23 protein-coding genes are annotated in these 25,149 nt (G+C 38.5%); 20 read left to right on the plus strand and 3 right to left on the minus strand.

Translation table 11 applies throughout. From position 1 onward, the window contains the following. The first annotated feature begins 19 nt into the window (after positions 1-19). From HMPREF2867_RS09210 to HMPREF2867_RS09240, 7 genes are read left to right on the plus strand one after another with little or no spacing between them, the layout of a single operon-like run. Positions 20-994: a glycosyltransferase gene (locus HMPREF2867_RS09210; RefSeq protein ID WP_070577190.1), complete on the plus strand. Its 975-nt coding sequence runs from the start codon at positions 20-22 to the stop codon at positions 992-994. A 19-nt stretch (positions 995-1,013) separates the two neighbouring features. Then, a complete protein-coding gene (locus HMPREF2867_RS09215; protein ID WP_070577191.1) occupies positions 1,014-2,003 on the plus strand; it encodes a glycosyltransferase family 2 protein in 990 nt (329 codons plus the stop codon). Positions 2,004-2,034: 31 nt separating this feature from the next. After that, positions 2,035-3,201, plus strand: a complete 1,167-nt coding sequence (locus tag HMPREF2867_RS09220) for a polymerase (RefSeq protein ID WP_070577192.1) — start codon at positions 2,035-2,037, stop codon at positions 3,199-3,201. A gap of 49 nt (positions 3,202-3,250) precedes the next feature. Then, positions 3,251-4,666 (plus strand): flippase, encoded by a 1,416-nt coding sequence (locus HMPREF2867_RS09225; RefSeq protein WP_070577193.1) that lies wholly within the window; start codon positions 3,251-3,253, stop codon positions 4,664-4,666. Between the two features lie 10 nt (positions 4,667-4,676). Further along, on the plus strand, positions 4,677-5,777 hold the full coding sequence (glf, locus tag HMPREF2867_RS09230) for a UDP-galactopyranose mutase (RefSeq protein ID WP_060972915.1): 1,101 nt from the start codon (positions 4,677-4,679) through the stop codon (positions 5,775-5,777). Continuing rightward, positions 5,774-6,766: a stealth family protein gene (locus tag HMPREF2867_RS09235; protein ID WP_070577194.1), complete on the plus strand. Its 993-nt coding sequence runs from the start codon at positions 5,774-5,776 to the stop codon at positions 6,764-6,766. Before glf ends, HMPREF2867_RS09235 begins: the two co-directional genes overlap by 4 nt. Before the next feature lie 10 nt (positions 6,767-6,776). Beyond that, positions 6,777-7,829, plus strand: a complete 1,053-nt coding sequence (locus HMPREF2867_RS09240) for a glycosyltransferase (RefSeq protein ID WP_070577195.1) — start codon at positions 6,777-6,779, stop codon at positions 7,827-7,829. 36 nt (positions 7,830-7,865) lie between these two features. Here HMPREF2867_RS09240 and HMPREF2867_RS09245 read toward each other — a convergent pair whose 3' ends face one another. Then, entirely contained in the window at positions 7,866-8,885 is a 1,020-nt protein-coding gene (locus HMPREF2867_RS09245; RefSeq protein ID WP_173018474.1) for a phosphodiester glycosidase family protein, read from the minus strand. A gap of 145 nt (positions 8,886-9,030) precedes the next feature. Here HMPREF2867_RS09245 and HMPREF2867_RS09250 point away from each other — a divergent pair, with 145 nt between their 5' ends. From HMPREF2867_RS09250 to HMPREF2867_RS09295, 10 genes are all read left to right on the plus strand, one after another. After that, a complete protein-coding gene (locus HMPREF2867_RS09250) occupies positions 9,031-9,852 on the plus strand; it encodes a Cof-type HAD-IIB family hydrolase (protein ID WP_070577197.1) in 822 nt (273 codons plus the stop codon). 17 nt (positions 9,853-9,869) lie between these two features. Next, positions 9,870-10,472: a histidine phosphatase family protein gene (locus HMPREF2867_RS09255; protein WP_037600592.1), complete on the plus strand. Its 603-nt coding sequence runs from the start codon at positions 9,870-9,872 to the stop codon at positions 10,470-10,472. After that, positions 10,469-11,077: a histidine phosphatase family protein gene (locus HMPREF2867_RS09260; RefSeq protein ID WP_037600594.1), complete on the plus strand. Its 609-nt coding sequence runs from the start codon at positions 10,469-10,471 to the stop codon at positions 11,075-11,077. The genes HMPREF2867_RS09255 and HMPREF2867_RS09260 overlap by 4 nt, the downstream gene beginning before the upstream one ends. After that, positions 11,074-11,670: a histidine phosphatase family protein gene (locus tag HMPREF2867_RS09265; RefSeq protein ID WP_070577198.1), complete on the plus strand. Its 597-nt coding sequence runs from the start codon at positions 11,074-11,076 to the stop codon at positions 11,668-11,670. The genes HMPREF2867_RS09260 and HMPREF2867_RS09265 overlap by 4 nt, the downstream gene beginning before the upstream one ends. A gap of 77 nt (positions 11,671-11,747) precedes the next feature. After that, positions 11,748-12,884 (plus strand): AI-2E family transporter, encoded by a 1,137-nt coding sequence (locus HMPREF2867_RS09270; protein WP_070577199.1) that lies wholly within the window; start codon positions 11,748-11,750, stop codon positions 12,882-12,884. A gap of 123 nt (positions 12,885-13,007) precedes the next feature. Then, positions 13,008-14,444 carry a glycoside hydrolase family 1 protein gene (locus HMPREF2867_RS09275; RefSeq protein ID WP_021144203.1) on the plus strand — a complete coding sequence of 479 codons (1,437 nt, stop codon included), beginning with the start codon at positions 13,008-13,010 and terminating at the stop codon, positions 14,442-14,444. A gap of 246 nt (positions 14,445-14,690) precedes the next feature. Next, entirely contained in the window at positions 14,691-14,969 is a 279-nt protein-coding gene (locus HMPREF2867_RS09280; RefSeq protein ID WP_013990645.1) for a phasin family protein, read from the plus strand. Positions 14,970-14,986: 17 nt separating this feature from the next. After that, complete coding sequence (locus tag HMPREF2867_RS09285; protein WP_070577200.1) at positions 14,987-16,564, plus strand: ABC1 kinase family protein; 1,578 nt, start codon at positions 14,987-14,989, stop codon at positions 16,562-16,564. Positions 16,565-16,567: 3 nt separating this feature from the next. Next, positions 16,568-17,188 carry an SGNH/GDSL hydrolase family protein gene (locus HMPREF2867_RS09290; protein WP_070577201.1) on the plus strand — a complete coding sequence of 207 codons (621 nt, stop codon included), beginning with the start codon at positions 16,568-16,570 and terminating at the stop codon, positions 17,186-17,188. Next, complete coding sequence (locus HMPREF2867_RS09295) at positions 17,185-18,036, plus strand: patatin-like phospholipase family protein (protein ID WP_060971272.1); 852 nt, start codon at positions 17,185-17,187, stop codon at positions 18,034-18,036. The genes HMPREF2867_RS09290 and HMPREF2867_RS09295 overlap by 4 nt, the downstream gene beginning before the upstream one ends. 24 nt (positions 18,037-18,060) lie before the next feature. Here the strand turns inward: HMPREF2867_RS09295 and HMPREF2867_RS09300 are convergent, their stop codons facing one another. After that, positions 18,061-19,407: a D-alanyl-D-alanine carboxypeptidase gene (locus tag HMPREF2867_RS09300; protein WP_070577202.1), complete on the minus strand. Its 1,347-nt coding sequence runs from the start codon at positions 19,405-19,407 to the stop codon at positions 18,061-18,063. 229 nt (positions 19,408-19,636) lie between these two features. After that, complete coding sequence (locus HMPREF2867_RS09305; protein ID WP_070577203.1) at positions 19,637-20,833, minus strand: cation diffusion facilitator family transporter; 1,197 nt, start codon at positions 20,831-20,833, stop codon at positions 19,637-19,639. Positions 20,834-21,046: 213 nt separating this feature from the next. On the opposite strand from HMPREF2867_RS09305, the gene HMPREF2867_RS09310 reads away from it, so the two are divergent. From HMPREF2867_RS09310 to HMPREF2867_RS09320, 3 genes are all read left to right on the plus strand, one after another. Further along, positions 21,047-21,700 carry a uracil-DNA glycosylase gene (locus HMPREF2867_RS09310; protein ID WP_049545851.1) on the plus strand — a complete coding sequence of 218 codons (654 nt, stop codon included), beginning with the start codon at positions 21,047-21,049 and terminating at the stop codon, positions 21,698-21,700. Positions 21,701-21,719: 19 nt separating this feature from the next. After that, the gene (locus HMPREF2867_RS09315; RefSeq protein ID WP_070577204.1) at positions 21,720-22,988 is read left to right on the plus strand and encodes a dihydroorotase; all 1,269 of its coding nucleotides are present in this window, start codon (positions 21,720-21,722) and stop codon (positions 22,986-22,988) included. Between the two features lie 77 nt (positions 22,989-23,065). After that, on the plus strand, positions 23,066-25,045 hold the full coding sequence (locus HMPREF2867_RS09320) for a DUF2207 domain-containing protein (protein WP_070577205.1): 1,980 nt from the start codon (positions 23,066-23,068) through the stop codon (positions 25,043-25,045). Positions 25,046-25,149 lie beyond the last annotated feature (104 nt).

Below are 25,149 nucleotides of genomic sequence, written 5' to 3' on the forward strand. Positions count from 1 at the left end.
AAATTTAGGTGAAGAATCCATGAAACCACTTTTAACTGTTGTAATTCCAGTATATAATGTCGAAAAGTATTTAAAACGTTGTGTAGAAAGCGTTCTTGTCCAAGAGTGGCATAATTATGATATTTTACTTGTAGATGACGGAAGTACTGATAGTTCTCCTCAAATCTGTGATGATTATGCTAAAGTTTATGACTTTATCTCAGTAATTCATAAAGAAAATGGAGGGCTTTCTGAAGCTCGCAATACAGGGATTTTACATGCAAAGGGGGACTATGTTTATTTCCCTGATTCTGATGACTGGCTTGAACCACAAACTTTTAAAGAATTAGCAGAGGTGTTGGAATCCCAAGAGTTTGATATCGTTTCTTTTAACCGTGAGTTTGTGAAGGGTGAAGAAGATCCTATAGTTTCAGATCCATTAGTAACTCAAGTGTTTGAAGGTAAAGATGCTTTTGTCCAAATGCTCAAGCATAGTTATATCACAGGTTTTGCCAACGACAAAATATATAAAAAGTCTCTATTTATTGATAATAATATTTCTTTTCCAAAAGGAAAATATTATGAAGATTTGGGAACCAATTACAAGCTTTTTCTTTCAGCCAAAAATGTCTTTGCTACCAATCAAAAGTATTATCACTATTTAATTGATAATCCTGATTCCATTACACAGTCTTGGAATGAGCAGAAGTTTAGTGATATGTTTGGATTTTATAAAGATATTTTCTATTCTGATTTTGTTCGTTCTCAATTGAATCAAGAAGAAATACAAATTTTACAGCTATATTATGTGAATGGCTTGACTCATATCTTGGCAAGTTTATATAAATCTAAATTAGATAAAAAATATATAGACATTACTAAAGAAGTAAAACAAGAATTAGTTAAGAATAGTGTTTCTCTTTCTCAAATGAAAGACCAACCAAATAAGTTAAAATATATACTGTTTAGACTTAAAGTATTAAGACTAGCCTTCAGTATTCAAAACATTTTCTGAAATGATTTAGGAGTTTAATTTGAAATACTCTGTTATTATTCCAGTCTATAACGTTGAAAAGTACATAAATCGTTGTGTAAAAAGTATTCTTTCTCAGCGTTATAATGACTTGGAAATTATATTGATAGATAACGGTTCTACAGATCGTAGTGGTAGTATTTGTGATATTTATGCTAATGAGTACGCAAATATCTCTGTCTATCATATCGAAAACCATGGTGTTGGTTCGGCCCGTAATTTTGGCTTATCCAAAGCCAGGGGAGAGTTTATCTACTTCGTTGATAGTGATGATTATCTTGTTGGTAATCTCTTTGCTGAGTTTGAAGATAAGCTTGTGCCTGATTTAGATTTACTTGTATTTAGCTACTATAATTCTTTTGAACAGGAACTGACTGAGAGGAATCGTACAAAAAAGTGTCTTCCTTATAGTGGGCTATACGATAAAAATGATTTTATCAAGATATTTACAGACTTATTCTTATCGGATATGCTTTATACTGTTTGGAATAAGTTTTATCGGAGAGAATTTCTTATCAAAACTAATATTTCTTTTGAGAAGTATGAGTTGGGTGAAGATGTGCGCTTCAATCTCAATGTTTATCGTAATGTGAACAAGGTTTATCTTTCTCAAGATTCCTACTATGTTTATGTTATCGGCAGGAAAGGTTCTGCTATGTCGGGATATAACCCTAAGCGTCTTCAGTATCAGCTTCAAGAGTTGAAGTTGGTTGATAGCTTACTAAAGGATTGGCATATAGATAGTTCAAATCTTGATAATACTGTTAAGGCAAGAATATTGATGGGCAATATTTACAATATTTCTAAGCAAAAATTACTAGTTACAAAAAAAGTTAAGCTCGTTAAAGAAATTTGTAAAAGTAAAGATATGGCAGATTTTATTAGGAATGATTCTTCAATATTAAATCCCCTCATAAAAATGTTGTTAAGATGTCGAATGTATATTTTTTTGATTTACCTCAAAAAAATGCAGATGATATTACAACATTAATAAGAATAATTGAAAGGTATGGAAAGTACTTGTGAATAGCAGTCGCTTTATCTCAGAGAAAATCTATTTATTTACTCTTTTTATTTGGGTATTATTTGCATCTCTGGTAACTACAACTTATTTTGTAAGGGTGGATGGTCTTTTGTCCCTCTATCGTATCTTGTTATATTTTACAATAGTTATGATTACGATAAAGGAACTCATTAATCTTCCTGATACCATAAATTATTTCAGATACCACTTGAAGGAATTAATAATTTTCCTATTATTTACCTTGACCATGTTAATTGTGTCAAAAAATCGAGATGGTCTTCCTGATATTAACGTTTTGCTGTTGGTTTTTTCAGCTAGGGATATAGAGTTCAAGAAGTTATTAGGGACTTTCTCCTTCGCCACCTTTTTAGTGCTGTTTGTAACTATTCTAGCTAGTAAGATGGGCATTATTTCTAATATGTTGATGAGTGCTGATAGTGGTTATCGTTATAGTTTAGGATTTAACTATGTTTCCTTTGCTTCTCAACGTATGTTTTTTGCCCTATGTAGCTATCTTATGTTTAGAGGGAAGAAGGTTACTTATATAGAGTTGTTAGCTCTACTATTTGCTACGTTTTATATGTACCAACAGACCTCAACCTCAAGTCCACTTTATCTAAGTCTCTTGATTTTGACTTATGCTTTAATTAGTCTTAAGGTCTTTAAATTTGATTTCATAGATAGTAATGTTATAACAGCAAATCTTGCCAAATATGGTTTTATTATAGCATTGGCTATAACCCTCTATTTCTGTTTCTATTCAACTGGTGATTTATTCCATCTTGTTGACCAATTTACACATAATCGTCTAAGACTTAGTGTTCAAGGATTCCGAAACTTCGGAGTTTCCTTATTAGGTCGACCAATTTCATTTACAACCATGGACATCTTCGGTAATTATTCAAGCAACTATAACTTTATTGATAGCTCGTTTGTGCAGTTACTCGTAATTGATGGATTGGCTGTTAGTGCATTTATGTTATTTGCTTTAACACGTGTCATGAATTATTTTGTGACTAATCGAAAAGATATTGTCCTTGCTTGCTTAGGTGTTATGATTATTCATGGCATGTTTGATCCGCAAATGCTTGTTCTTCGTTACTCACCTCTTATCTTATTGATTAGTCGACTCTTTGTGATGAAGACTGATAAAGATTTTTTGTAATTGAAACAGAGGTATATCATCAAGAAAGTCTAGACAGAGTCATATACATATGAAAGTTTTAAAAAATTACGCCTACAATCTTTCCTATCAATTACTGGTCATTGTTTTACCAATCATTACGACACCTTATGTTACTAGGATTTTTAGTTCTAAGGATTTAGGTACTTATGGTTACTTTAATTCGATTGTGACCTACTTTATTCTTTTAGCGACTTTAGGTGTTGCTAACTATGGTACTAAAGAGATTTCAGGACATCGAAAGGATATTCGTAAAAATTTCTGGGGTATTTATACCCTCCAATTGATTGCGACTATTTTGTCTCTTTTCTTGTATACATCATTATGTTTGTTCTTTCCTGGTATGCAAAATATGGTGGCTTATATCTTAGGATTAAGCTTGATATCGAAAGGAATGGATATTTCTTGGTTATTCCAAGGTTTGGAGGATTTTCGTCGTATTACCGCAAGGAATACAACGGTAAAGGTCTTAGGAGTTATTTCTATCTTCCTATTTGTGAAAACACCTGGTGATTTGTATCTCTATGTTTTCCTATTGACCTTCTTTGAATTGCTTGGGCAATTAAGTATGTGGTTACCAGCGAGACCTTACATTGGAGAACCGCAATTTGATTTATCCTATGCTAAGAAACATCTTAAACCTGTTATTTTGCTGTTTCTCCCTCAGGTTGCCATTTCACTATACGTGACTTTGGATCGTACGATGTTGGGTGCCTTGTCATCTACCAATGACGTCGGTATTTATGATCAGGCATTGAAGATTATCAATATCCTCTTAACACTAGTGACGTCTTTAGGTAGTGTAATGCTTCCTAGGGTATCTGGTCTTTTATCTAGCGGAGACCATAAGGCCGTTAACAAGATGCATGAGTTGTCTTTCTTGATTTATAATCTTGTGATTTTCCCGATTATAGCAGGTCTCTTGATTGTTAATAAGGACTTTGTGAGTTTCTTCCTAGGGAAAGATTTCCAAGAGGCTTATCTTGCCATTGCTATTATGGTCTTTAGGATGTTCTTTATCGGTTGGACAAATATTATGGGAATCCAGATTTTGATTCCACACAATAAACATCGTGAGTTTATGCTCTCTACGACTATTCCGGCTGTTGTCAGTGTTGGACTTAATCTTTTGTTAATTCCTCCATTTGGCTTTGTCGGGGCCTCAATTGTATCAGTTTTAACAGAGGCTTTGGTATGGGTTATTCAATTGAATTTTTCAAGGAGATTCATCAAAGATGTGTCAATCCTTCCAGCCATGTCAAAAATTATTTTAGCATCAGTTGTCATGTATCTTGGACTCGTTGTCTTTAAGATGTTTGTGCAATTGAAACCAATGCTAAATGTAGCAGTAGATGGTCTTGTCGGTGCTATCATTTATATTGTCTTGATTATTGTCTTACGTGTCGTTGATATGAAAGACTTGAAGCAACAGTTAATGAAAAACTAAGGAGAAAAATATGTACGATTATCTTATCGTTGGTGCTGGTTTGTCTGGGGCAATCTTCGCACATGAAGCTACAAAACGTGGCAAAAAAGTAAAAGTGATTGACAAGCGTGATCACATCGGTGGCAATATCTACTGTGAAGATGTTGAAGGTATCAACGTTCACAAGTATGGTGCCCACATTTTCCATACCTCAAATAAAAAAGTTTGGGATTATGTCAACCAATTTGCTGAGTTTAATAACTATATCAACTCACCAATTGCTAACTACAAGGGCAGTCTTTACAACCTTCCATTTAACATGAATACATTTTATGCTATGTGGGGCACTAAGACTCCTCAAGAAGTTAAGGACAAGATTGCTGAGCAAACGGCTGATATGAAAGATGTTGAGCCTAAAAACTTGGAAGAACAAGCTATCAAGTTGATTGGTCCAGATATCTACGAAAAGTTGATCAAGGGATACACTGAAAAACAATGGGGACGTTCTGCCACAGACCTTCCACCATTTATCATCAAACGTCTTCCGGTTCGTTTGACTTTTGATAATAACTACTTTAATGACCGTTACCAAGGAATTCCGATCGGTGGTTACAATGTCATCATTGAAAATATGCTTGGAGATGTAGAAGTAGAGCTTGGAGTTGACTTCTTTGCCAATCGTGAAGAGCTTGAAGCTTCAGCTGAAAAAGTTGTCTTTACAGGAATGATTGACCAGTACTTTGATTATAAACATGGTGAGTTGGAGTATCGCAGTCTTCGTTTTGAACACGAAGTCTTGGATGAAGAAAATCATCAAGGAAATGCCGTGGTTAACTACACAGAGCGTGAGATTCCTTATACTCGTATCATTGAGCATAAGCACTTCGAGTATGGTACACAACCTAAGACAGTTATCACACGTGAATACCCAGCCGATTGGAAACGTGGAGATGAACCATACTACCCAATCAATGATGAAAAGAACAATGCCATGTTTGCTAAGTACCAAGAAGAAGCTGAGAAAAATGACAAGGTTATCTTCTGTGGACGTCTTGCAGATTATAAATACTACGACATGCACGTGGTGATTGAGCGTGCCTTGGAAGTCGTAGAGAAAGAATTTAGTAAATGACAGAAGAAAAAATTGATATCGTTGTCCTCTGGGTAGATGGCAGTGACCCGGAGTTTATCCGTGAGAAACAAGAAGTAACAGGCCAAATCTCAGTTTCTAATGAATTAGTTGATGGAGATTTAAGATACCGTGAATTTGGAATTTTTAATTACTGGTTCCGAATGATTGAAAAACATGCCCCTTGGGTGAATAATGTTTACTTAGTTACCAACGGACAAAAACCTGACTGGTTGAACTTGGAGCATCCAAAACTCAGATGGATTACTCATAAGGAATTTATGCCTGAAGAGTATCTACCTACCTATAATTCAGCAGCAATTGAGCTTAATCTCCATCGTATCGAAGGCTTGTCGGAAAACTATCTCTATTTCAATGATGATGTGTACTTGATTAGGGATAGTCAACCTTCGGATTTTTATAAAAATGGTCAACCTAAGCTTTTTGCTGTATATGATGCTTTGGTTCCTTGGTCAGCTTATACAAATACATATTACAAAAATGTTGAGTTAATTTATCGTCATTTTCCTAATAAGAAGGCCCTAAAGTCCTCGCCTTGGAAATTTTTTAACTACCGCTATGGGCATTTAGTTTTGAAAAACTTGCTACTTTTGCCATGGGGGCCGACTGGCTATGTGAACAACCATTTAGCTACACCAATGAAAAAAAGCACCTTGGCGAATTTATGGCAAATTGAGGGAGAAACCTTAGATAGAACGTCACGAAATAAAATTAGAAACTACGAAGTAGACGTTAATCAATATATCTGTCAGTATTGGCATATTGAAAGTAATCAGTTTTATCCTATATCAAAGAATTTTGGTGAAACGATAAATTTACATCAAATAGATAGGTTAGAGAGTATCTTTAAAGATAAACATAAAAAATTGCTTTGTGTGAATGATGAAGTTGACTTTAAAGAGGAGAATATCATTCGTTTTAAGGAAATCTTACAAGAACGCTATCCTGAAAAATCAGCTTTTGAAAAATGAGAAATAAGAGATGAAATACTATTTAAAAGAAGAATTTTTACACGATAACAATGTTAAAAATGCCGGTAATAAGGCACGTAATGATGTTGAAGAAATTGTAAAGAGAGAAGGTTATCAAGCCTTGGTTCTTTCAGTTGATAATTGGTACGAGATGAGTACACTTAAAGCACAACTTCATAAATCGAAGGCTTTTGGACAGGCCTTGAATCAACTAAAGCAAGGTGATGAGTTACTTATCCAGTTCCCAATGCTTCATCATAGTTTTTTCACAACACATCATGTAAAGAAAGCACAGAAAAAAGGCGTAAAAGTTCATTTTATTATCCACGATTTGGAAGTTTTACGCTATGCCAATTTGGATACAGTACCTTTGAAACATAAGATTCGGGTTCAAATTCAAGAATCAGGTCTTCTTGGTGTAGCTGATGGTATCATTGCCCACAATCCAATTATGAAATCTGTTTTAGTGGATAAAGGGGTTGCAGAAGATAAGATTGTCAGTCTTGGTATTTTTGACTATTTGATTCCAAATTTCCAAGAGAAGACGGGTCTTACAAAGAATCAGCCAATTATTGTAGCTGGTAACTTGGCACAAGAAAAAGCTGGTTATCTTTACTCTCTTCCTGAAGAACCTGCTTATAACCTTTATGGTGTCGGCTTCGACGAAAGCAGAGCTCTTGAGAATGAGAACTACTTTGGTTCCTTCCTACCTGATGAGCTTCCTGCGGCCCTTGAGGGTGGTTTTGGGCTTGTCTGGGATGGCGACAGTGCTGAGACATGTAGTGGTGTTTTCGGCGAGTACCTTCGCTATAACAACTCTCACAAGGCGTCACTTTACTTGGCCTCAGGATTCCCACTTGTCGTTTGGAAACAGTCAGCCTTATCTCATTTTGTGCTTGAGAACGGCTGTGGAATTGCAGTAGAGTCACTTCATGAATTGAAGGCGACAATTGACAATCTTTCAGATACTGATTACCAAGATTTGGTTGAAAATACCAAGCGTGTCGGTAAAGGTATTCGTGATGGTCACTACCTACTTACTGCATTGAACAATTTAAAATAAGAAAAAAAATCCTCATGCTTGTGAGGATTTTTTGCATTATTTGGAGACTTCAAACTGGTATTGGGTTCCTGGAACTTTTCCATTTGAATAGATTGCTTCAATATAGTCGTCATAAGTGATTGACTTGGATTTACCTGCTTTTACGAGCTCTGGATCACGCCATATATTTGGATCAGCAGCATTAGTATCACGCTTGGTGAGGTAGAGGTACTCAATATAGGTTCTATTGTCGACAAAGGCACCAGCAACCTTTTCCTTACCATTATCAGATCGCGTGTACATACGAGTCGTTCCACCACCATCTAGTAGGAAGGCAAGACGAATATTCGAGTAGCCTATATTTTTTAAAAGCTTATAGACGTCTTCGTGATTCAAGCCCTTATTAAGGGAGTTGTGGCCATAGGTTTGGATAATACGGATAATACCATCATAGGTCTCTACGTAAATGGAACGAGCATTTGGTTGGTCAGGGTCACCTTTTTCCCAGGTCTTATCTACTTTTTTATCCTTAATGAGAATACCAAAGGCACCTGTATCCCAACCGTTGCTTCCCATGTGGGTAAACATTTTAGCTGTGTCGATATTTGGATAGGTTCCGGCAGTGATATTATTTTGATCATCTCCATATAGAAGGCCTGTTTTGCCCAATTCGATTTCCTTTTGAGTGAAAGGACGATCTAACCCTTCGTAAGACCAAAAACCAGAGTTAATAAGAGCAAGAGCTTCTCGTCGCTTAGCTTCGTACTTAATACTTTGCTCTGTGAGTTCAGGATTATTATCTTCGGTTCTTCCTTTTTGTAGGACATATTTTCCGTCCTTCTTGAAGGAGAGAATCTGCATGTCTACATTTTTAATATTGCCTTTTTCAAGTAAGACAGACTGATCTAAGAGCTCTTTATTCTTTATGGTAAAGTTCAATCCATCCTTATTTGATGGCATGGAAAGCTTCTTAATATCTCGATTGTTGAAATAGATGGTGAGGTAGAGCAGTCCACCAACTATGGCACCTATCATTAGAAGAGAAAATAGTATTCTTAAAATATTCTTCAATTTCATACTATAATTATAAACAATCTAGGCTTACAAAACAATCCTAAGACCATTAAATATCCAAGAATAGTATCAGTTTTTCCTAGTATGGTACTGGTAAGCGTTTTCCAAAAGGGTTATAATAGGGATAAGTTAGTCAAGGAGGTGCTTTATGACCATTAAGGTGATTGCATCAGATATGGATGGAACATTTTTAGACGATAAAGGGAGCTATGATAAGGAGCGTTTTAGTCAGATTTTGGATGCCATGACTGCGCGTGATATGCACTTTGTTGTTGCCTCAGGTAATAGTATGAGTCGCCTTAAACCGATGTTTGCGGAGACTTTTGACCGCCTGCATTTTGTAGCCGAAAATGGTGGTCAGGTGGTTAGCTATGGCAAGCTTCTGTGTCAGGAGTTTATGGCATCAAATGATGTTGAAAACTTGCTAAGCTATTTTAATTATGATTTGTTAGATAAACCAACTATATTTAATGGTGCTAAATCTGCTTATATGCTATCAGGAACGAAACTACATTTTGGTAAAGAGATGATAACAGAAGAAGAGCAAGCCGCTATGGAAGCATCCATTCACCGTTTGAATAGGTTGAAGGATTTAGAGGATGATTTCATAAAGATCACCATGTTGCTGAGTCCTGAAGAAGCCAATCGTGTTTCAGAGGATTTTAATCGTGATTTTGATGGTAATCTTGTCGCTGTTCCAAGCGGTTTTGGTGCTATTGACTTCATTCAAAAAGGCATGCACAAGGCTTGGGGGCTTAAGCAGCTTCTTAACCATTGGGACTTGAATGAGGCAAATGTTATGGCTTTTGGTGATGGTGACAATGATATTGAGCTCTTGCGTATGGCTAGTCATTCTTATGCGATGGAAAATGCCAGCCCTGCTCTTTTGCAAGTGGCAGACCAAGTAGCACCGCATCATAAGGATCAAGGTGTCTTGACTATCTTAGAAGATTATTTAGGTTTATATTAAAAAAGGGTGGTAAAGAAATGAAATTATATTTAATGCGACATGGTGAGACATTATTTAATACACAAAAGCGTGTTCAGGGATGGTGTGACTCTCCCCTAACTGAAAATGGAATCTGTCAGGCAGAACAAGCTAAGCAGTACTTTGCGAAGAAAGGTATTTCCTTTGATGCTGTCTATTCATCTACGCAAGAGAGAGCAACTGACACGGCAAAGATTGTGGCGCCTGAGTACACTGTAACCCAGCTCAAGGGAATTAAAGAAATGAATTTTGGGTCTTTTGAAGCTCAACCAGAGCATCTCCTACCCAAACATCGTCCAGGTTCACGATCCTTTGAAGATCTCTTGGTCCCATACGGTGGCGAAGATATTCGCAAGGTTGGACAGAGGGTTTTAAAGACTGTCGTAGAGAAAGCAGAAGAACATACTAAAGATGGTGCTGAGAATCTCCTATTTGTCAGTCATGGGGCGGCTTTATGGGGATTAATCATTACCATAGACTTAGCCTTTCCTGAAGGAGTGCGTTTTGGGAATTGCAATATTTGTGTTTATGATTATAACCAAGGTCAATTGGAGCTTCTTCAGGTGATTGATCCGATTTCTGGTTTAGAGGTAACATTATGAAAGAATTTTATTTAATGAGGCATGGAGAAACACGATTTAATGTTCATCATAGGCTTCAGGGGGTCTGCGATGCCCCTTTGACGGAAGTCGGGATTGAACAGGCTAAAAAGGCTGGTCAGTATCTAGCCAAGCAAGAGCCAATTTTTGATCATGTCTTTACGTCAACCTCTGAGAGAGCTAGCGATACTCTAGAAATTGTGACTGGACGAACAGACTATGAAAGACTTAAAGGGCTTAAAGGACAGGATTTTGGTGCTTTTGAAGGGCAGCCAGAGTATCTTACTCCTAAAACCTTACCTGATGGACAAGGCTTTGGTGATTACTTTGTTCAATTTGGTGGCGAGAGTACGAGCCAGGTCCGGGATCGTATGGAGTTGACGATTAGGGCCATCATGGAGAGTGTGGCCGATGGTTCTAAGTCCTTGCTGGTTAGTCATGGTCCATCTATTTTGCAATTCTGTAGACGTGTTTTAGATCCTGTTCCAGATATTCGTGGTCTTAAAAATTGTTGTATTTTACACTTTACTTATGACCAAGGTCAATTTGGACTGGTCTCAGTTTATAATCCAGTAGAAGAAGAGTATATCTATGGAGGTGAAGAATGACACGATTCTATTTAATGCGACATGGACAAACACTTTTTAACACACTCAATCGAATTCAAGGTTGGTGTGATTCCCCTTTGACTGAAAAAGGTCAGGACCAGGCTCGTCAGGTGCGTGCCTATTTTGAAAAACATGGTTTGACTTTTGATCAGTATTACTGCACGACTACTGAAAGAGCTTCTGATACGCTTGAATTGGCTACTGGGGGTACTGATTATAAACGTGTTAAGGGACTTAAAGAGATGCACTTCGGTATCTTTGAGGGGCAACCGGAGTATCTTCATCCTAAAATTCAAATTCAGGGGCATTTCGGTGACCATTATGCTCAGTTTGGTGGGGAAAGTCAAGATCAGTTTGTAGAACGAGTGGTAAATGGTGCAAGAGAGATAGTGGATAAACATCCTAACCAATCTATTTTGGCTGTCAGTCACGCAGGAGCTTTGATGACTTTTCTTCATGCTGTGGAGCCGGAGCGTACCTTTCAGTCTTGTCCAGGCAATTGCGCCATCTTAGTCTTTGATTACGATGGATCGAACTTTCACTTTGTCAAACTGATTGATTCTTTAACGGATCAAGAGTTGGTGGAATTTTAGTGGCTTTCATGATCAAAGATAGTAAGAAACCCTTTCTTAGTGTATAATGGAAGGGTATTTTAAATTATGGAGTGCCTATGAAATTTACAAAAAATCAGTTCATTTGGTTGGCTGTCCTCTTTTTCAGCTGTTTCTTGATCTATACTTACTGGGAAACAGTTATTTCAATTTGTAACACCATTTACGTTGCCAGTCAGCCCTTCCTGGTTGGAGCAGGGATTGCCTTTGTGGTAAATATCCTGATGTCTTTTTATGAGAAGCTGCTGGTCAAGTTTATTCCATTTGGTTTTATCGCTAAAATCAAGCGACCTATTGCTCTGCTCTCGGCATTGGGAACCATTGGCTTGGTCTTTACTTGGGTAGTATTCACTGTCCTTCCTGATTTGATTGACAGTATCAACACCTTAATTAGTCAAGACCGCTCAGCTATTAATAATTTGATTAATTGGTTGCTTAAGAACAAATCCTTGCAAAAAATTATTCAAGATTTTGGTGGTGTGACACAGGTTAGAGAGCTAATCAATAGCTACAGTGCTCAGTTGCTTCAACAAATCATGAATGGTTTGACCAGTTTCTTGACTTCTTTAACGAGTCTGCCATCAACCTTGATTAATCTTTTTATCAGTATTGTCTTTTCTTGTTATGTCTTAGCTGGAAAAGAGAAACTTGGGAATCAGGTCAATCGTTTGGTAGACGTCTATTTAGGACGTTATGGTAAGACTTTCCACTATGTAGTTGCTATTCTCAATAATCGATTTCGTAATTTCTTCGTCTATCAGTCGCTTGAGGCTTGTATTTTGGGGACCTTGTGTTATATTGGGATGATTATCTTTAATTTCCCATACGCTGCAACTATCTCTATCCTGATTGGTTTTTCAGCAATGATTCCAGTTGTGGGGGCTTATATTGGTGTGACGATTGGTACCATCTTGATTATGACACATTCTGTGACCTTGGCGCTTTTGTTTGTTGCCTACGTGGTTATTTTGCAGCAGTTTGAAGGGAATCTCATCTATCCTTATGTGGTCGGTGGATCTACCGGACTTCCTGGTATTTGGGTTATCTTCGCAATCACCATAGGTTCTGCCTTGGGTGGTATCTTAGGTATGTTGGTTTCTGTGCCAGTAGCCGCAACCCTATATCAGATTGTTAAAGATAATGTTGTTAGGCGAGAAGAAGCCAAAGCAGCAAATGCTCTTGAAAGTAATGACTAATTAAAACAGACTTCGGTCTGTTTTTTTCGTGCTATAGTATCAGATTTCAAGAAGATAGTATAAGTGTAATCGTTTTCTAAGTGTTATACTATTAGTAAATTGAACAATGCAAGGAGATAAAAGATGACATATACATTTCCGAAAGAATTTCTCTGGGGTGGTGCAACAGCTGCCAACCAGTTTGAGGGTGCTTACAACCTAGATGGCAAAGGCTTGTCCGTACAGGATGTAACGCCAAAAGGCGGTGTTCCCTTTGAACCCGGGGCCTTGAATCCTTTGATTACTGACCAACCAACACCAGATAATCTAAAACTAGAAGGTATAGATTTCTATCACCGTTATAAAGAAGACATAGCACTTTTTGCAGAGATGGGCTTTAAGGTCTTCCGCATGTCAATTGCATGGACTCGTATCTTTCCAAATGGTGATGATGCCGAGCCAAATGAAGCAGGTCTAGCCTTCTACGATAAGGTTTTTGATGAATTGGCCAAATATGGCATCGAACCGCTTGTAACCTTGTCCCATTATGAAACACCACTCAACTTGGCGCGTCGGTACAATGGATGGACTAATCGTAAATTAATTGGTTTTTATGAGAATTATGTTCGTACAGTCTTCACACGTTATAAAGATAAGGTCAAATATTGGTTGACCTTTAATGAAGTGAACTCTGTTTTACACGCACCGTTCATGTCAGGTGGGATTTCAACTCCGATGGAAGAGCTCTCTAAACAGGATCTTTACCAAGCAGTTCACCATGAGTTAGTCGCTTCGGCTTCAGCAACCAAGATCGGTCATGAAATCAACCCTGACTTTAAGATTGGATGTATGGTTCTTGCCATGCCAGCTTATGGAATGACAGCAAATCCTTTGGATCAGTTGGCTGTTCACGAGTTTGAAAATCAAAACTATCTCTTCTCAGATATCCATGCGCGTGGGAAATATCCAAACTATATTAAACGCTATTTCAAAGAGAATGGTATTGAAATACAATTTGCTCCAGGTGATGAAGAAATCTTGAAGAATACCGTTGATTTTATTTCATTCTCATATTATATGTCTGTGGCAACAGCACACAATCCGCAAGACTATAAGGTTGGAAAAGGCAACATCTTAGGTGGTGTCGAAAATCCCTACCTTGAAAAATCTGAATGGGGTTGGGCTATTGATCCAATCGGTCTTCGATTAGTTTTGAATGACTTCTATGATCGATATCAGTTGCCATTGTTTATCGTCGAAAATGGTTTAGGTGCCAAGGATGTTCTCGTTGATGGCCCAGATGGTCCAACAGTTGAAGATGATTATCGTATTGATTACCTTCAAAAACACTTGATTCAAGTTGGCGAAGCCCTTCAAGACGGTGTAGAACTTTGGGGCTATACGACATGGGGGCCAATTGATTTGGTATCAGCTTCAACGGCTGAACTCAGTAAACGTTATGGCTTTATCTACGTTGATCGCAATGATGATGGTAGTGGTAGCTTGGCTCGTTATAAGAAAAAATCATTTGTTTGGTATAAGTCTGTTATCGAAAGTAATGGTGAAGCCCTTTACAAATAGAGTATGACTAAGAATCTCAAAAATATTCGAGATTCTTTTTTAGTATTAAAGTACAACTTTGATATATCTGGATTTCTGTTGACATGAGTAAAAAGAGAGTATTTTAATACACAATAACTTTGTTTATGTTATTCCACATATTTTCTGAAAAAGTGGTAGAATAAAAGTGTGAAAGCGTTCTTATATTTTCCGAAGAAGTAGCGAGTCTATCTCTTTGCTTTTCCTACTTAGATGGAGGTAACGATAATGAATGATTTGAAAAAAGTTCTCTTAGCTGGAATCGGGTTGACTGCTATGACAGTTGATAAGGCCGATAGCTTTGTCAAAGAGTTGGTTGAAAAGGGGCGTTTGACTGTTGAAGAAGGTAAGGAACTGGAACAAGAGCTCAAACGTCAAAGTAAGGAAGAAGCTCAAGAATTTTTAGCGAAACTTGATGCTAAGAAATCTTCAGTTGAGTATGCGACTAAGGATGATGTGAAACGTCTTGAAGAAAAACTTGACGCTTTGCTCAGTCAAAATAAATAAAATGTAAGGAGTCTAAAATGGCTAGTAAACGATTGAGACATGTGTTGAAGGTTTTCTCGTCAGTTGGTCTCCTTTCTTATCGTGAAAAGCATCTTCCTCAAGACCAACAGACAACACCTGTCAAGCTACGCCAAGCCTTTGAGCAATTAGGACCTAGTTTTGTTAAAATTGGTCAAATCCTATCCACGCGCTCTGACCTTTTGCCAGAAAACTATATCAAAGAATTATCAAAGCTCCAGAGCTCAGTTCCTCCCTTGAATAAAGAGGAAGTCATGACTGCCATTAGGCGAGAATTACCTAATGAGCTTTCTGACAGTTTCCTTGACTTTTCGGAAGAACCCTTAGCTTCTGGTTCTGTCGCACAGACCCATAGAGCTAGATTATTGTTTGGTCAGGAAGTGATTGTAAAAATCCAGAGACCTGGTATTGATGAGGTCGTTAAGGAAGATATTCAGCTTCTCATTAAGCTTGCACGGCATATACCAAAGCATTTTATCCCCATGGTCGATGTTCAGGAGGTTTTGGAAAATCTGCGTGAAACCTTAATCAAGGAACTTGATTTTAGGAATGAAGCAGAGGCCATGAAGCGTTTTAAGGCAAATAACAGGGCTGTCGCTTGTCTAGGTGTCCCAGAGGTCTATGATTCCTTTACGACGCCACACCTCATAGTCGAAGAGTATATCGATGGGATTCCACTTAATGACTACAGCCAACTGATTGAGTCTGGCTATGACCTGGAAGATGTGGGCAAGAAACTCATGTTGTCATTTATCAAGCAGGTTTTCAAAGACGGCTATTTTCATGGTGATCCCCATCCTGGAAATCTCTTGGTACGTGATGGCAAGATTTGTTTCATTGACTTTGGCATTATGGGTGAGTTGGAAGTGGGGATGCGTGCGTCCTTAAATGACATCCTATATAGTTTTACTGCTCAGGATGTTGACGGCATGACTAAGGCTATCTTGTCAGTTACCCAGTTTGATAATGGGCTAAACCGTGCAGTTCTAAGTCAGGATGTGGAGCAGATGCTGGGGCGTTATTCTGGTGTTGACTTGGGAAGTCTGTCCATGACAGATTTGCTAGAGGATTTACTGGCTATTTTCCAGAAGAACCATCTTAAGGCCTCATCTCAAATTACCATTTTGGAGAAGGCTTCGCTTCAAATTGAAGGTATTTTCCGAGAGTTGGCCCCAAATATGGATTTGATGACTCTGGCCAAGGATTATTTCCTAGAAAATATGGGCCCTGACATGCTTAAACAGGCTCTGAACAAAGAGAGTATCTTGATTGAACTCTTTTATCTGATTCGCAATGGAAAAAATATTCCGCGTCGCTTGCATCAGCTCTTGGAGCAGATTTTAAACGGACGAATTGTGGTAAACCATGATTTTATCAACTTTTCAGGTCGAATTAAAGTCTTTGAGAAAGTTTTAAATAATCTGGTTTTAGCCTTGTTGACATTGGGATTTCTACTTTCCGGTGCCCTTTTGGCCAATAAATCAGGTTTTGAAAATCTTGCCTGGCTATTTCTTGGACTTGGAACTTTTCTAGCTTTAATCACGGTAGTGCGTATAATATTTAAGAAAAAAGGATGAAGTATGATTGAAACAACTAGGCCCGAGCTTGTGGCCTATCAAGAAGAGCGTTTAGCCAAATTTGTGAATGAAAATCAAAAGTTAGACAAAGGCCAAATTGTTTTTGCAGGGGACTCCATCACGGAGTTTTTTGCATTGAAAAAATACTTGGGTCGAGATTTTCCCTTGGTAAACCGTGGGATTGCAGGAACAGACTCGGTTTGGCTTTTAGAACACCTTAAAGAGCAGGTCTTAGATTTGGAACCAAGTAAATTGGTGCTCTTGATTGGCATTAACGACATCGGAAGAGGTTACCCTATTCGAGATATTGTCACTCGTATTTCCGATATTATCATGACAGTTCGTCAGGAATCCCTCTTTACTGAGGTCTATTTGCTGAGTGTCTTTCCAGTTAGTGAAGAATCACAGTATGCTTCTAAGGTTAAGATTCGAAATAATACGACTGTACGTGAGCTAAATCAACAATTAGCTGTCCTCCCCGGTGTGACTTATGTCGATCTTTTTGATTACCTTACTGATGACATGGGACAGTTAAATGACAACTATACAACGGATGGTTTGCACTTGAGTCCACAAGGTTATCAAGTCCTTGCGGAACCAATCATAAAGGAGATTTTAGAATGAAAGTTGGCTTAGTCCTCGAAGGCGGGGGGATGCGTGGCTTATATACGGCTGGTGTATTAGATGCCTTTTTAGAAGCTGGAATTAAGGTGGATGGCGTTGTTTCGGTATCGGCTGGAGCACTTTTTGGTGTTAATTACCTTTCTAACCAGCCCCAAAGAGCCCTTCGCTACAACAAGCGTTTTATGGGAGACCGTCGCTATATGAGTTTCTGGTCATGGCTGACAACAGGTAACTTCGTTAATAAGGAATTCTCCTATTATAAGGTTCCCATGGAGTTGGACGTTTTTGATCAGGAGTCCTTTGCTGATTCAGGTGTCCCCTTCTATGTGGTCACTACAGATATTGAGACCGGAAAACCAGACTATATCAAGATTGACCATGTCTTTGAGCAAATGGAAGCCCTTCGGGCAAGTTCCGCCTTACCTCTGGTTTCTGAAATTGTCGAGTACAAGGGTAAACGCTACATGGATGGTGGTCTGTCTGATAGTCTCCCTATTGATTTTATGGAAAATTTGGGCTTTGATAAACTCATTGTAGTTCTGACACGTCCTAAAGGCTACCGTAAACAGCCATCTAAAACGAGTAAGCGAATCTACAAGTTCTTTTACCGCAAGTATCCTGAATTTGTCCAAGTGGCTTCAAATCGCCACATACACTACAATAAGAGTATTGAAAAGATAGAGGCTTTGGAAAAAACTGGAAATCTTTATACTATCCGTCCAGAACACGCACTTGAAGTTAGTCGTTTGGAGAAGGATCCTGAAAAGTTTGAAGCCATTTATCAAGAAGGATTGGATCAAATGCGTAATGATATGTCTAATCTCAAAACATTTCTTGGAGACAACTAAAAACGTGCTCAACCGAGCACGTTTTTAGTTATTGATTTGTCTTGCTTGACGACGTTCTTTAACTTTTTGACGACGTCCTTTTTCATTAAGGTAAATCAAGTAGAGTAGTCCAACTGGGACAAGACATAGCAACCAGAAATAAACTGGGAGTTGGCTCTTATCTGTTGTTTTAGTAGCCTTTTTATCTTTCTGGTTACTTCCAAAATCGAACCATCCCTTAACTTTAGTTGCCTTAACAGAAGTAGCTTTGATATTAGGTGACACTGTCTTCAGACCATTATCGATGACAATGTGATCATCTTTAACAGAGATTTTAGGGTCTTTACCTTTTTTAACGGTGGCATAGACGTCTTTTTCGACATTGTATTTTTTACCGTCGATTTCTTGTTCACCCTTGCTAAGAACTTTCTTGTAAGAGAAGTCTTTGTACATCTTTTCAACGAGAGCATTACCAAAGGTATGACGAATCTCTTCACCTGTTTGGTCAGACCAATCACCAGAACCCATGATGACAGCAATCATACGTTGATCACCACGCTTGATGGTATCAATATAGTTGAAAGCACCTTCTGGGCTAGATCCTGTCTTCAACCCATCAACCCCATCAATTCCGTATTTGGCACCTGGAATAGAGTAGTTGTAAGTCTCGAATGTTTCCTCGTAAGGTGTTCCTTTTTTAACTGTGACAACAGGTTTGCTAGTGTATTTGAGAATGTCAGGGTATTTCTTGATGAAGTTATAGGTCATGATAGCCAAATCACGCGCAGTTGTTTGGTTGGTTTGGTTGTTATCATAACGTTGAGGACTGTAGTAACCTTTGAAGGCAACAGCAACAGCACCAGAAGCGTTGAACCATTTGGTATTGGTCATCCCTAGCTCTTTAGATTTCTCATTCATCATGTCTAGCCATTTATCAGGATCATTATTGGTCAAGTAGTTGGCTAGCATCACGGTTGTAACGTTAGAGGAAGGCACCGCTGTCATAGTGATGAGTTCTGAAACGGTATAATCAACACCCGCAACAATCTTGTTGTTGGAAATTTCGTAAATATCGGCAATAGCTTGGTCGGTTGGAGTAGCTGTAATAACAGTATCTTCAGAAATCTCTCCTTTAGACATAGCTTCAAAGACCAAATAAAGTGTCATGGCCTTAGACATAGAAGCTGGGTCACGCACCTCATCAGCATTTTCTTCCCAGAGGACATCTCCGGTATTTCCATCGATTAAGAGGGTTGATTTTGGGCGATAGGCCTCAGTGGCTTCAGTATAACCAGCAGCGCGTGTGATATCCATCAATTCGTCTGCACTAGACAAACTCGGTGCTAGGGCTAGACAAGCTGCTAAAAGGACGGCAACAATTTTCTTTTTCACAATGTGTCTCCTTTAATATCTATGGGGTTCTGTAGCTGGCAGAACCTATTTTTATCTATTAATATCATTTGCCAGTCAAAACCCTAAATTCGGTAGTGACAAACATCTTCATTATAACATATAAAAGTTAGAGTTTTCCTAACATTTAGTATTTTAATGTAATTTTTAGAATCGATCGAATGTTACACAAAATCTATTTGAAAGCAGAAAAAACGAGCTTGCTTGCTCGTTACTTTTCATCTTTTATCCTTGTGACTTGGTGGTAAATCATGAACCAGGTTTCATTTCGACGCCAGATACTAGTGTGGAAATTTCCTCCCAACTCATAACTAATTAATTTCGTTTTTTGACTAACAGATGTCATCTTGAAGCTGTCAAAATTATTGAGAAGTGGTTGGTGATTGGCAATGACTTCTTCACGATTGTGGTGGTGACCATTTTCATCGATTAAGTAGAAGTCTGGTGCTAAGAGATTTTCATAGTCAGGAATTTTTGACAGAATAATCTTTTCATTGCGAGAGAGTTTGTGAAGGACATTGCCATAAATTTCATCTTCGGGAATAGCAGCTGGTTCTACATGGACATCAGTGTCATAGACAGAGAAACGCTTGCTGAGAACCTCTTCAATTTGTTCAGTAATGGCATGACTCTCGTAAACAGAGAGGTCAGGATTCATTTCAACCACCATATCAAGATAGACGTTGCTACCATAAGAACGGCCACGCTGCTTCTTAACCTTAGTGACTTTTGGAATCTCAAGAATCGCTTTTTCATAGGCTTTGAGGTTTCTCTCATCGAAACCGTCTGATAAACTAAAGGTTGCTTCCATGAAGATATCATAGGCTGTCTTTAGAATGAAGGAGGTAATGATAATGGCTGTAATATAGTCAATAATCGTGAGGTTGAAGGATGCTGCAACAATGGCGATTGACGTTCCAATAGAAGTTACGGCATCGGAGAGATTATCCTTAGCGGCCGCAATCAAAGCGCTAGATTTCAGCTTTTTGGCAAGTCCTTTATTGTATAAGTAAACGCCACACATGACGATAGCAGAAAGAACTCCGACGGTTGCACCAAGGGGATCGACTACAGTTTCCTCTCTTAGAAAAATCTTTCGGACTGTTTGAATTAGGACTTGGAAGCCTACCACGAACATGATAAAGGAAGTGACTAGGCTTGATAAGTCTTCAATCTTCCAATGACCAAACCTATGATCTGCATCAGCAGGTTGACTAGCTAGGTGCAATCCAATGAGTAGGGCCACGTTCCCTAAAATATCTGACAAGTTATTGAAACCATCGGCAATCAAAGAGCTAGAATTTAAAAAGTGTCCAGCTAGAAGTTTTACAATGGTAAGAAGAAGGTAGGCAGCGATGCTGACAATGGGACCTCGTCTGGCTGCTCTTAAATTTTCATACGTAGTCATAGGGTTACCTTTTCTGTTAAAATACAAGTTTAAATTATAGCATAAAACTATAACGAGTTAAAGGTTGTAAGCCCTTTAAACTTGTGGAGTAATGTATTTTTAAAACTTGATAGGAAATGCTTCGTAATCATGGTATTTTTTCAGTATTTTCCGAATATTCCCTACAAATTATGGTATAATTTAGGGTGTAAAACAGTCTAAAAAGAGGTTTTTATGGAACATTCGACATGGCACAAGCTTCTGAAAGAGGAGCTGCCTGACCATTATTTTTCAAAGATAAATCAGTTTATGGACCAGGTTTATAGCCAGGGGACGGTTTATCCGCCGCGTGACAAGGTTTTTAATGCCTTGTTGGAGACTCCGTTTGAAGAAGTGCGGGTGGTAATCCTTGGTCAGGACCCTTATCATGGGCCTCATCAAGCACAGGGACTTTCCTTCTCGGTACCTGATAGCCTTCCAGCCCCCCCGTCTTTGAAAAATATTCTCAAGGAATTAGAGGAAGATTTAGGTCCTAGATCCTTTCATGATTTAACGTCATGGGCAGAGCAGGGGGTGCTTTTGCTTAATGCCTGTCTAACAGTTCCAGCAGGTCAAGCAAATGGGCATGCTGGTCAGGTTTGGGAACCTTTTACAGATGCTGTGATTAAGGTTCTCAATCAAAAGGATACTCCTGTTGTCTTTATACTTTGGGGTGGCTATGCTCGTAAGAAGAAGGCACTAGTGACTAATTCTAAACATGCTATTATTGAGAGTGCCCATCCGAGTCCCTTGTCGGCCTATCGTGGTTTTTTTGGCAGCAAGCCATTTTCAAAAGCCAATGCCTACCTTGTATCTCAAGGCCAATCCCCAATTGATTGGTTGAAGTAAAATAGAAAGTTGGAAGATTATGTTACTGATTAAAAATGGTCGTGTTGTAGACCCTAAGTCTGGTTTGGATACGCAAGCTGATGTTCTTGTTGATGGTAAAAAAGTCGTTAAAATTGCTGAAAATATCGAGGCTGGAGATGCTCAAGTCATCGATGCGACTGGTCTTGTGGTTGCTCCTGGCTTGGTGGATATCCATGTTCACTTCCGTGAGCCAGGTCAAACTCATAAGGAAGACATTCATACTGGGGCCTTGGCAGCGGCTGCGGGTGGTTTTACAACAGTTGTAATGATGGCTAACACTAATCCAACGATTTCAGATAAGGAAACCTTGGAGGAGGTCTTGACTTCGGCAGCTAAGGAAAATATCCATGTTAAGTCTGTTGCGACTATTACTAAGAATTTTGATGGTGAAAACCTCACTGATTTCAAGGGTTTGCTTGAAGCTGGTGCTGTCGGATTCTCAGATGATGGTATTCCATTGACCAATGCTGGTATTGTCAAAAAAGCCATGGAGCTAGCTAAGGAGAATAATACCTTTATCAGCCTTCACGAGGAGGATCCTGATCTAAATGGTATTCTAGGTTTCAATGAAAATATTGCTAAAAAAGAATTCCATATTTGTGGGGCAACAGGTGTAGCTGAGTACAGTATGATTGCGCGTGATGTCATGATTTCTTATGATACACAAGCCCATGTTCATATTCAACACTTGTCAAAAGCTGAATCTGTAAAAGTGGTTGAATTTGCTCAAAAACTTGGAGCACAAGTTACAGCCGAAGTGGCACCACAACATTTCTCTAAGACAGAAGACCTCTTGCTCTCAAAAGGTGCTAATGCCAAGATGAACCCACCACTTCGTTTGGAATCTGACCGTCAGGCCGTCATCGAAGGGTTGAAATCTGGAGTCATCTCAGTCATTGCCACAGACCACGCGCCACACCATGCCGATGAAAAGAATGTCGATGATGTGACTAAAGCACCATCAGGAATGACTGGTCTTGAAACATCTCTATCTCTTGGATTGACCTACTTGGTTGAAGCAGGACACTTAAGCTTGACGGAACTCTTGAAAGTAATGACTAGCAACCCATCTGATCTTTATGGCTTCGATGCTGGTTATTTGGCTGAAAATGGACCAGCTGACCTTGTGATTTTTGCAGACAAGGAACAACGTCAGGTCACAGCAGACTTTAAGTCTAAAGCAGCCAATTCACCATTTGTAGGCGAAGAACTTACGGGCAGTGTTAAATACACTATCTGTGACGGTGAGATTGTCTATCAAGCCTAGTCATAAGAGAAGAGAGGTAAAACGCTTATGTTTCAATCTCGATATTTAAAGATTGACTGATATGTAAGGAGTGACTGATGAAAAAAGGACTGCTTTGGTTAGGACTAGTCTTAGCTATGATACTAACGATTGGAGCTTGTGACATCGCTAAAGCCAGTGATAGCGATAATGAGGTGTCGTATAGCATTCCAAGTTATAAGGGACACTTGGCTATTCACGAGGATGGCGGAGCGACCTTTACCCAAGAAGTGACTTATGATTTTTCAAGTTCTTATAATGGTCAGTACGTGACATTAGGCAGTGTAAAACCACTTCCAAAAGGTTTTAATATTGAAGAAAATCCAACTGTCACAGTCTCTGATAAAGCTGAAAAAATAACCACAGAAAATGGTGTGGAAACTGTCTTTACGAAAAGACAGATACGTGTGGAATCAGAAAAACTCAAAGACGGTATCAAACTAAAGGTCTATAATCCTGGGGCTTATGATAAAGTGGTTCTTAAGGTGACTTGGCAAATCAAACACATGTTAGACCTCTATTCTGATGTGGCTGTCCTCAATTGGTTTCCGATTTCCGATTGGGATAAGTCAATTGGTCATGTTGATTTTACTGTTGATGGTTTAGATTCCAATAAGGGTGAGCTTTATGCTCATGCAGGATTCTTTCAAAAAAATCCTCAGGTTCAAAGGACGGATGAAGGCTATAATATTCAGTTTGATAATTTTCCTGCAAAGGGAAAACTCGAACTTCATGCTTATTGGCCTATGACAGCAAGTCTAAAATCTAAAAATTCCACTAATATCATCGATAGTTCAGCTAAAGATAAATTCCTAAAACAGGAAAATGATATTGTGAGAAATAGAAAGATTTATCACATAATTTTCTATGGTCTTTTTCCAGGACTTCTCCTCGTCTTGTTTGTTATAGCAATCGTTTTATATAGTTCAGTCTTGAGAAGCACGAGACCACCACGTTTCCCAAAGGATAGTAGACTTTATGACATTCCTCAAAATCTAGCTCCTCTTGTTCTTGCTCAGAACGTCTACAACCAACGATTTGACATTAGTGGTCTGAATAGTGTGACTTACCCAATATCCTTTAACCATATGGTTCAAGCGACGATACTGGATCTTATAGATAGAGGAAACTTATCGTTTAGTCAATCAACGGAAGAGCCAATTCTTGAATTTGTTAAAAGGGATGGTTTAGCTGATTTTGAATTAGCTTTTATTGAGATGCTTTTTGATGGTCAAACTCAAGTCAAAGAGAAAGATATGTTCTCACGATACTATATTAACGAAGATGAAATTGAGAGTCAGTATAAAAAAGCTAAAAATAGTACGGAAAGAGATAAGCTTCGCTCTATAGGTAGAAATATTAGAAGTCTGTTTTTGGATGATGCTACAAGGGTTACCCAAGGTGTCGAAAGGCAAGAAAAGCAACTCGGACTACCAAGCCTATATAGGCAACTTACTTCTTCAGAAACTCATTTATCTTCAGTGGCGAACAACATATTTGTATTCCTCTACATACTTATTGCGATTGGTTTCTTCCTTCTCTCAATTGGTTTCTCCTCTAATTTATCCTTGTTATATTTACTCTTTTTCTTCCCAGTTATTACCATGCATCTTATTTATCGTTTTCAAATCAATGGGCGGGCAAACGGATGCCTTGTTCCAGAAAACTCAGATATTTATTATCAATGGCATAGTTTTAACAACATGATTAAGAGTATCGGGCAGTTTAATCAAGCAGAATTACAATCCATTGTTTTATGGAATCGTATTCTAGTTTATGCGACACTTTATGGACAGGCCAAGAAAGTTAGTGACGTCCTGAAACGTTACAACATTCACCTCAGCAATCCATCTTTAGATGCCTTTACTTATTCACCTGTATCTTTTGCCATGCTCTATAATTCAACTGCATTGCAAAATTATGTTTCTGCTTCAGATACTGTAAGTAATTTTTCTATCAACTCAAGTAGTGGTAGTGGAGGCTTTAGTGGTGGTGGCTTCTCTGGTGGTGGCGGAGGAGGCGGTGGTGGCGCCTTCTAAGCTACGCTAGTTGGAGTTTACTATCAATAGAGACACTCAGTCTATATGATCTTGGGTGTCTTTTTGTTTGGCGAATAATTCCTTTCATTCTAAACTGTTAGGAA

The sequence above is a fragment of the Streptococcus sp. HMSC064H09 genome (assembly GCF_001812625.1).
Lineage (GTDB): Bacteria > Bacillota > Bacilli > Lactobacillales > Streptococcaceae > Streptococcus.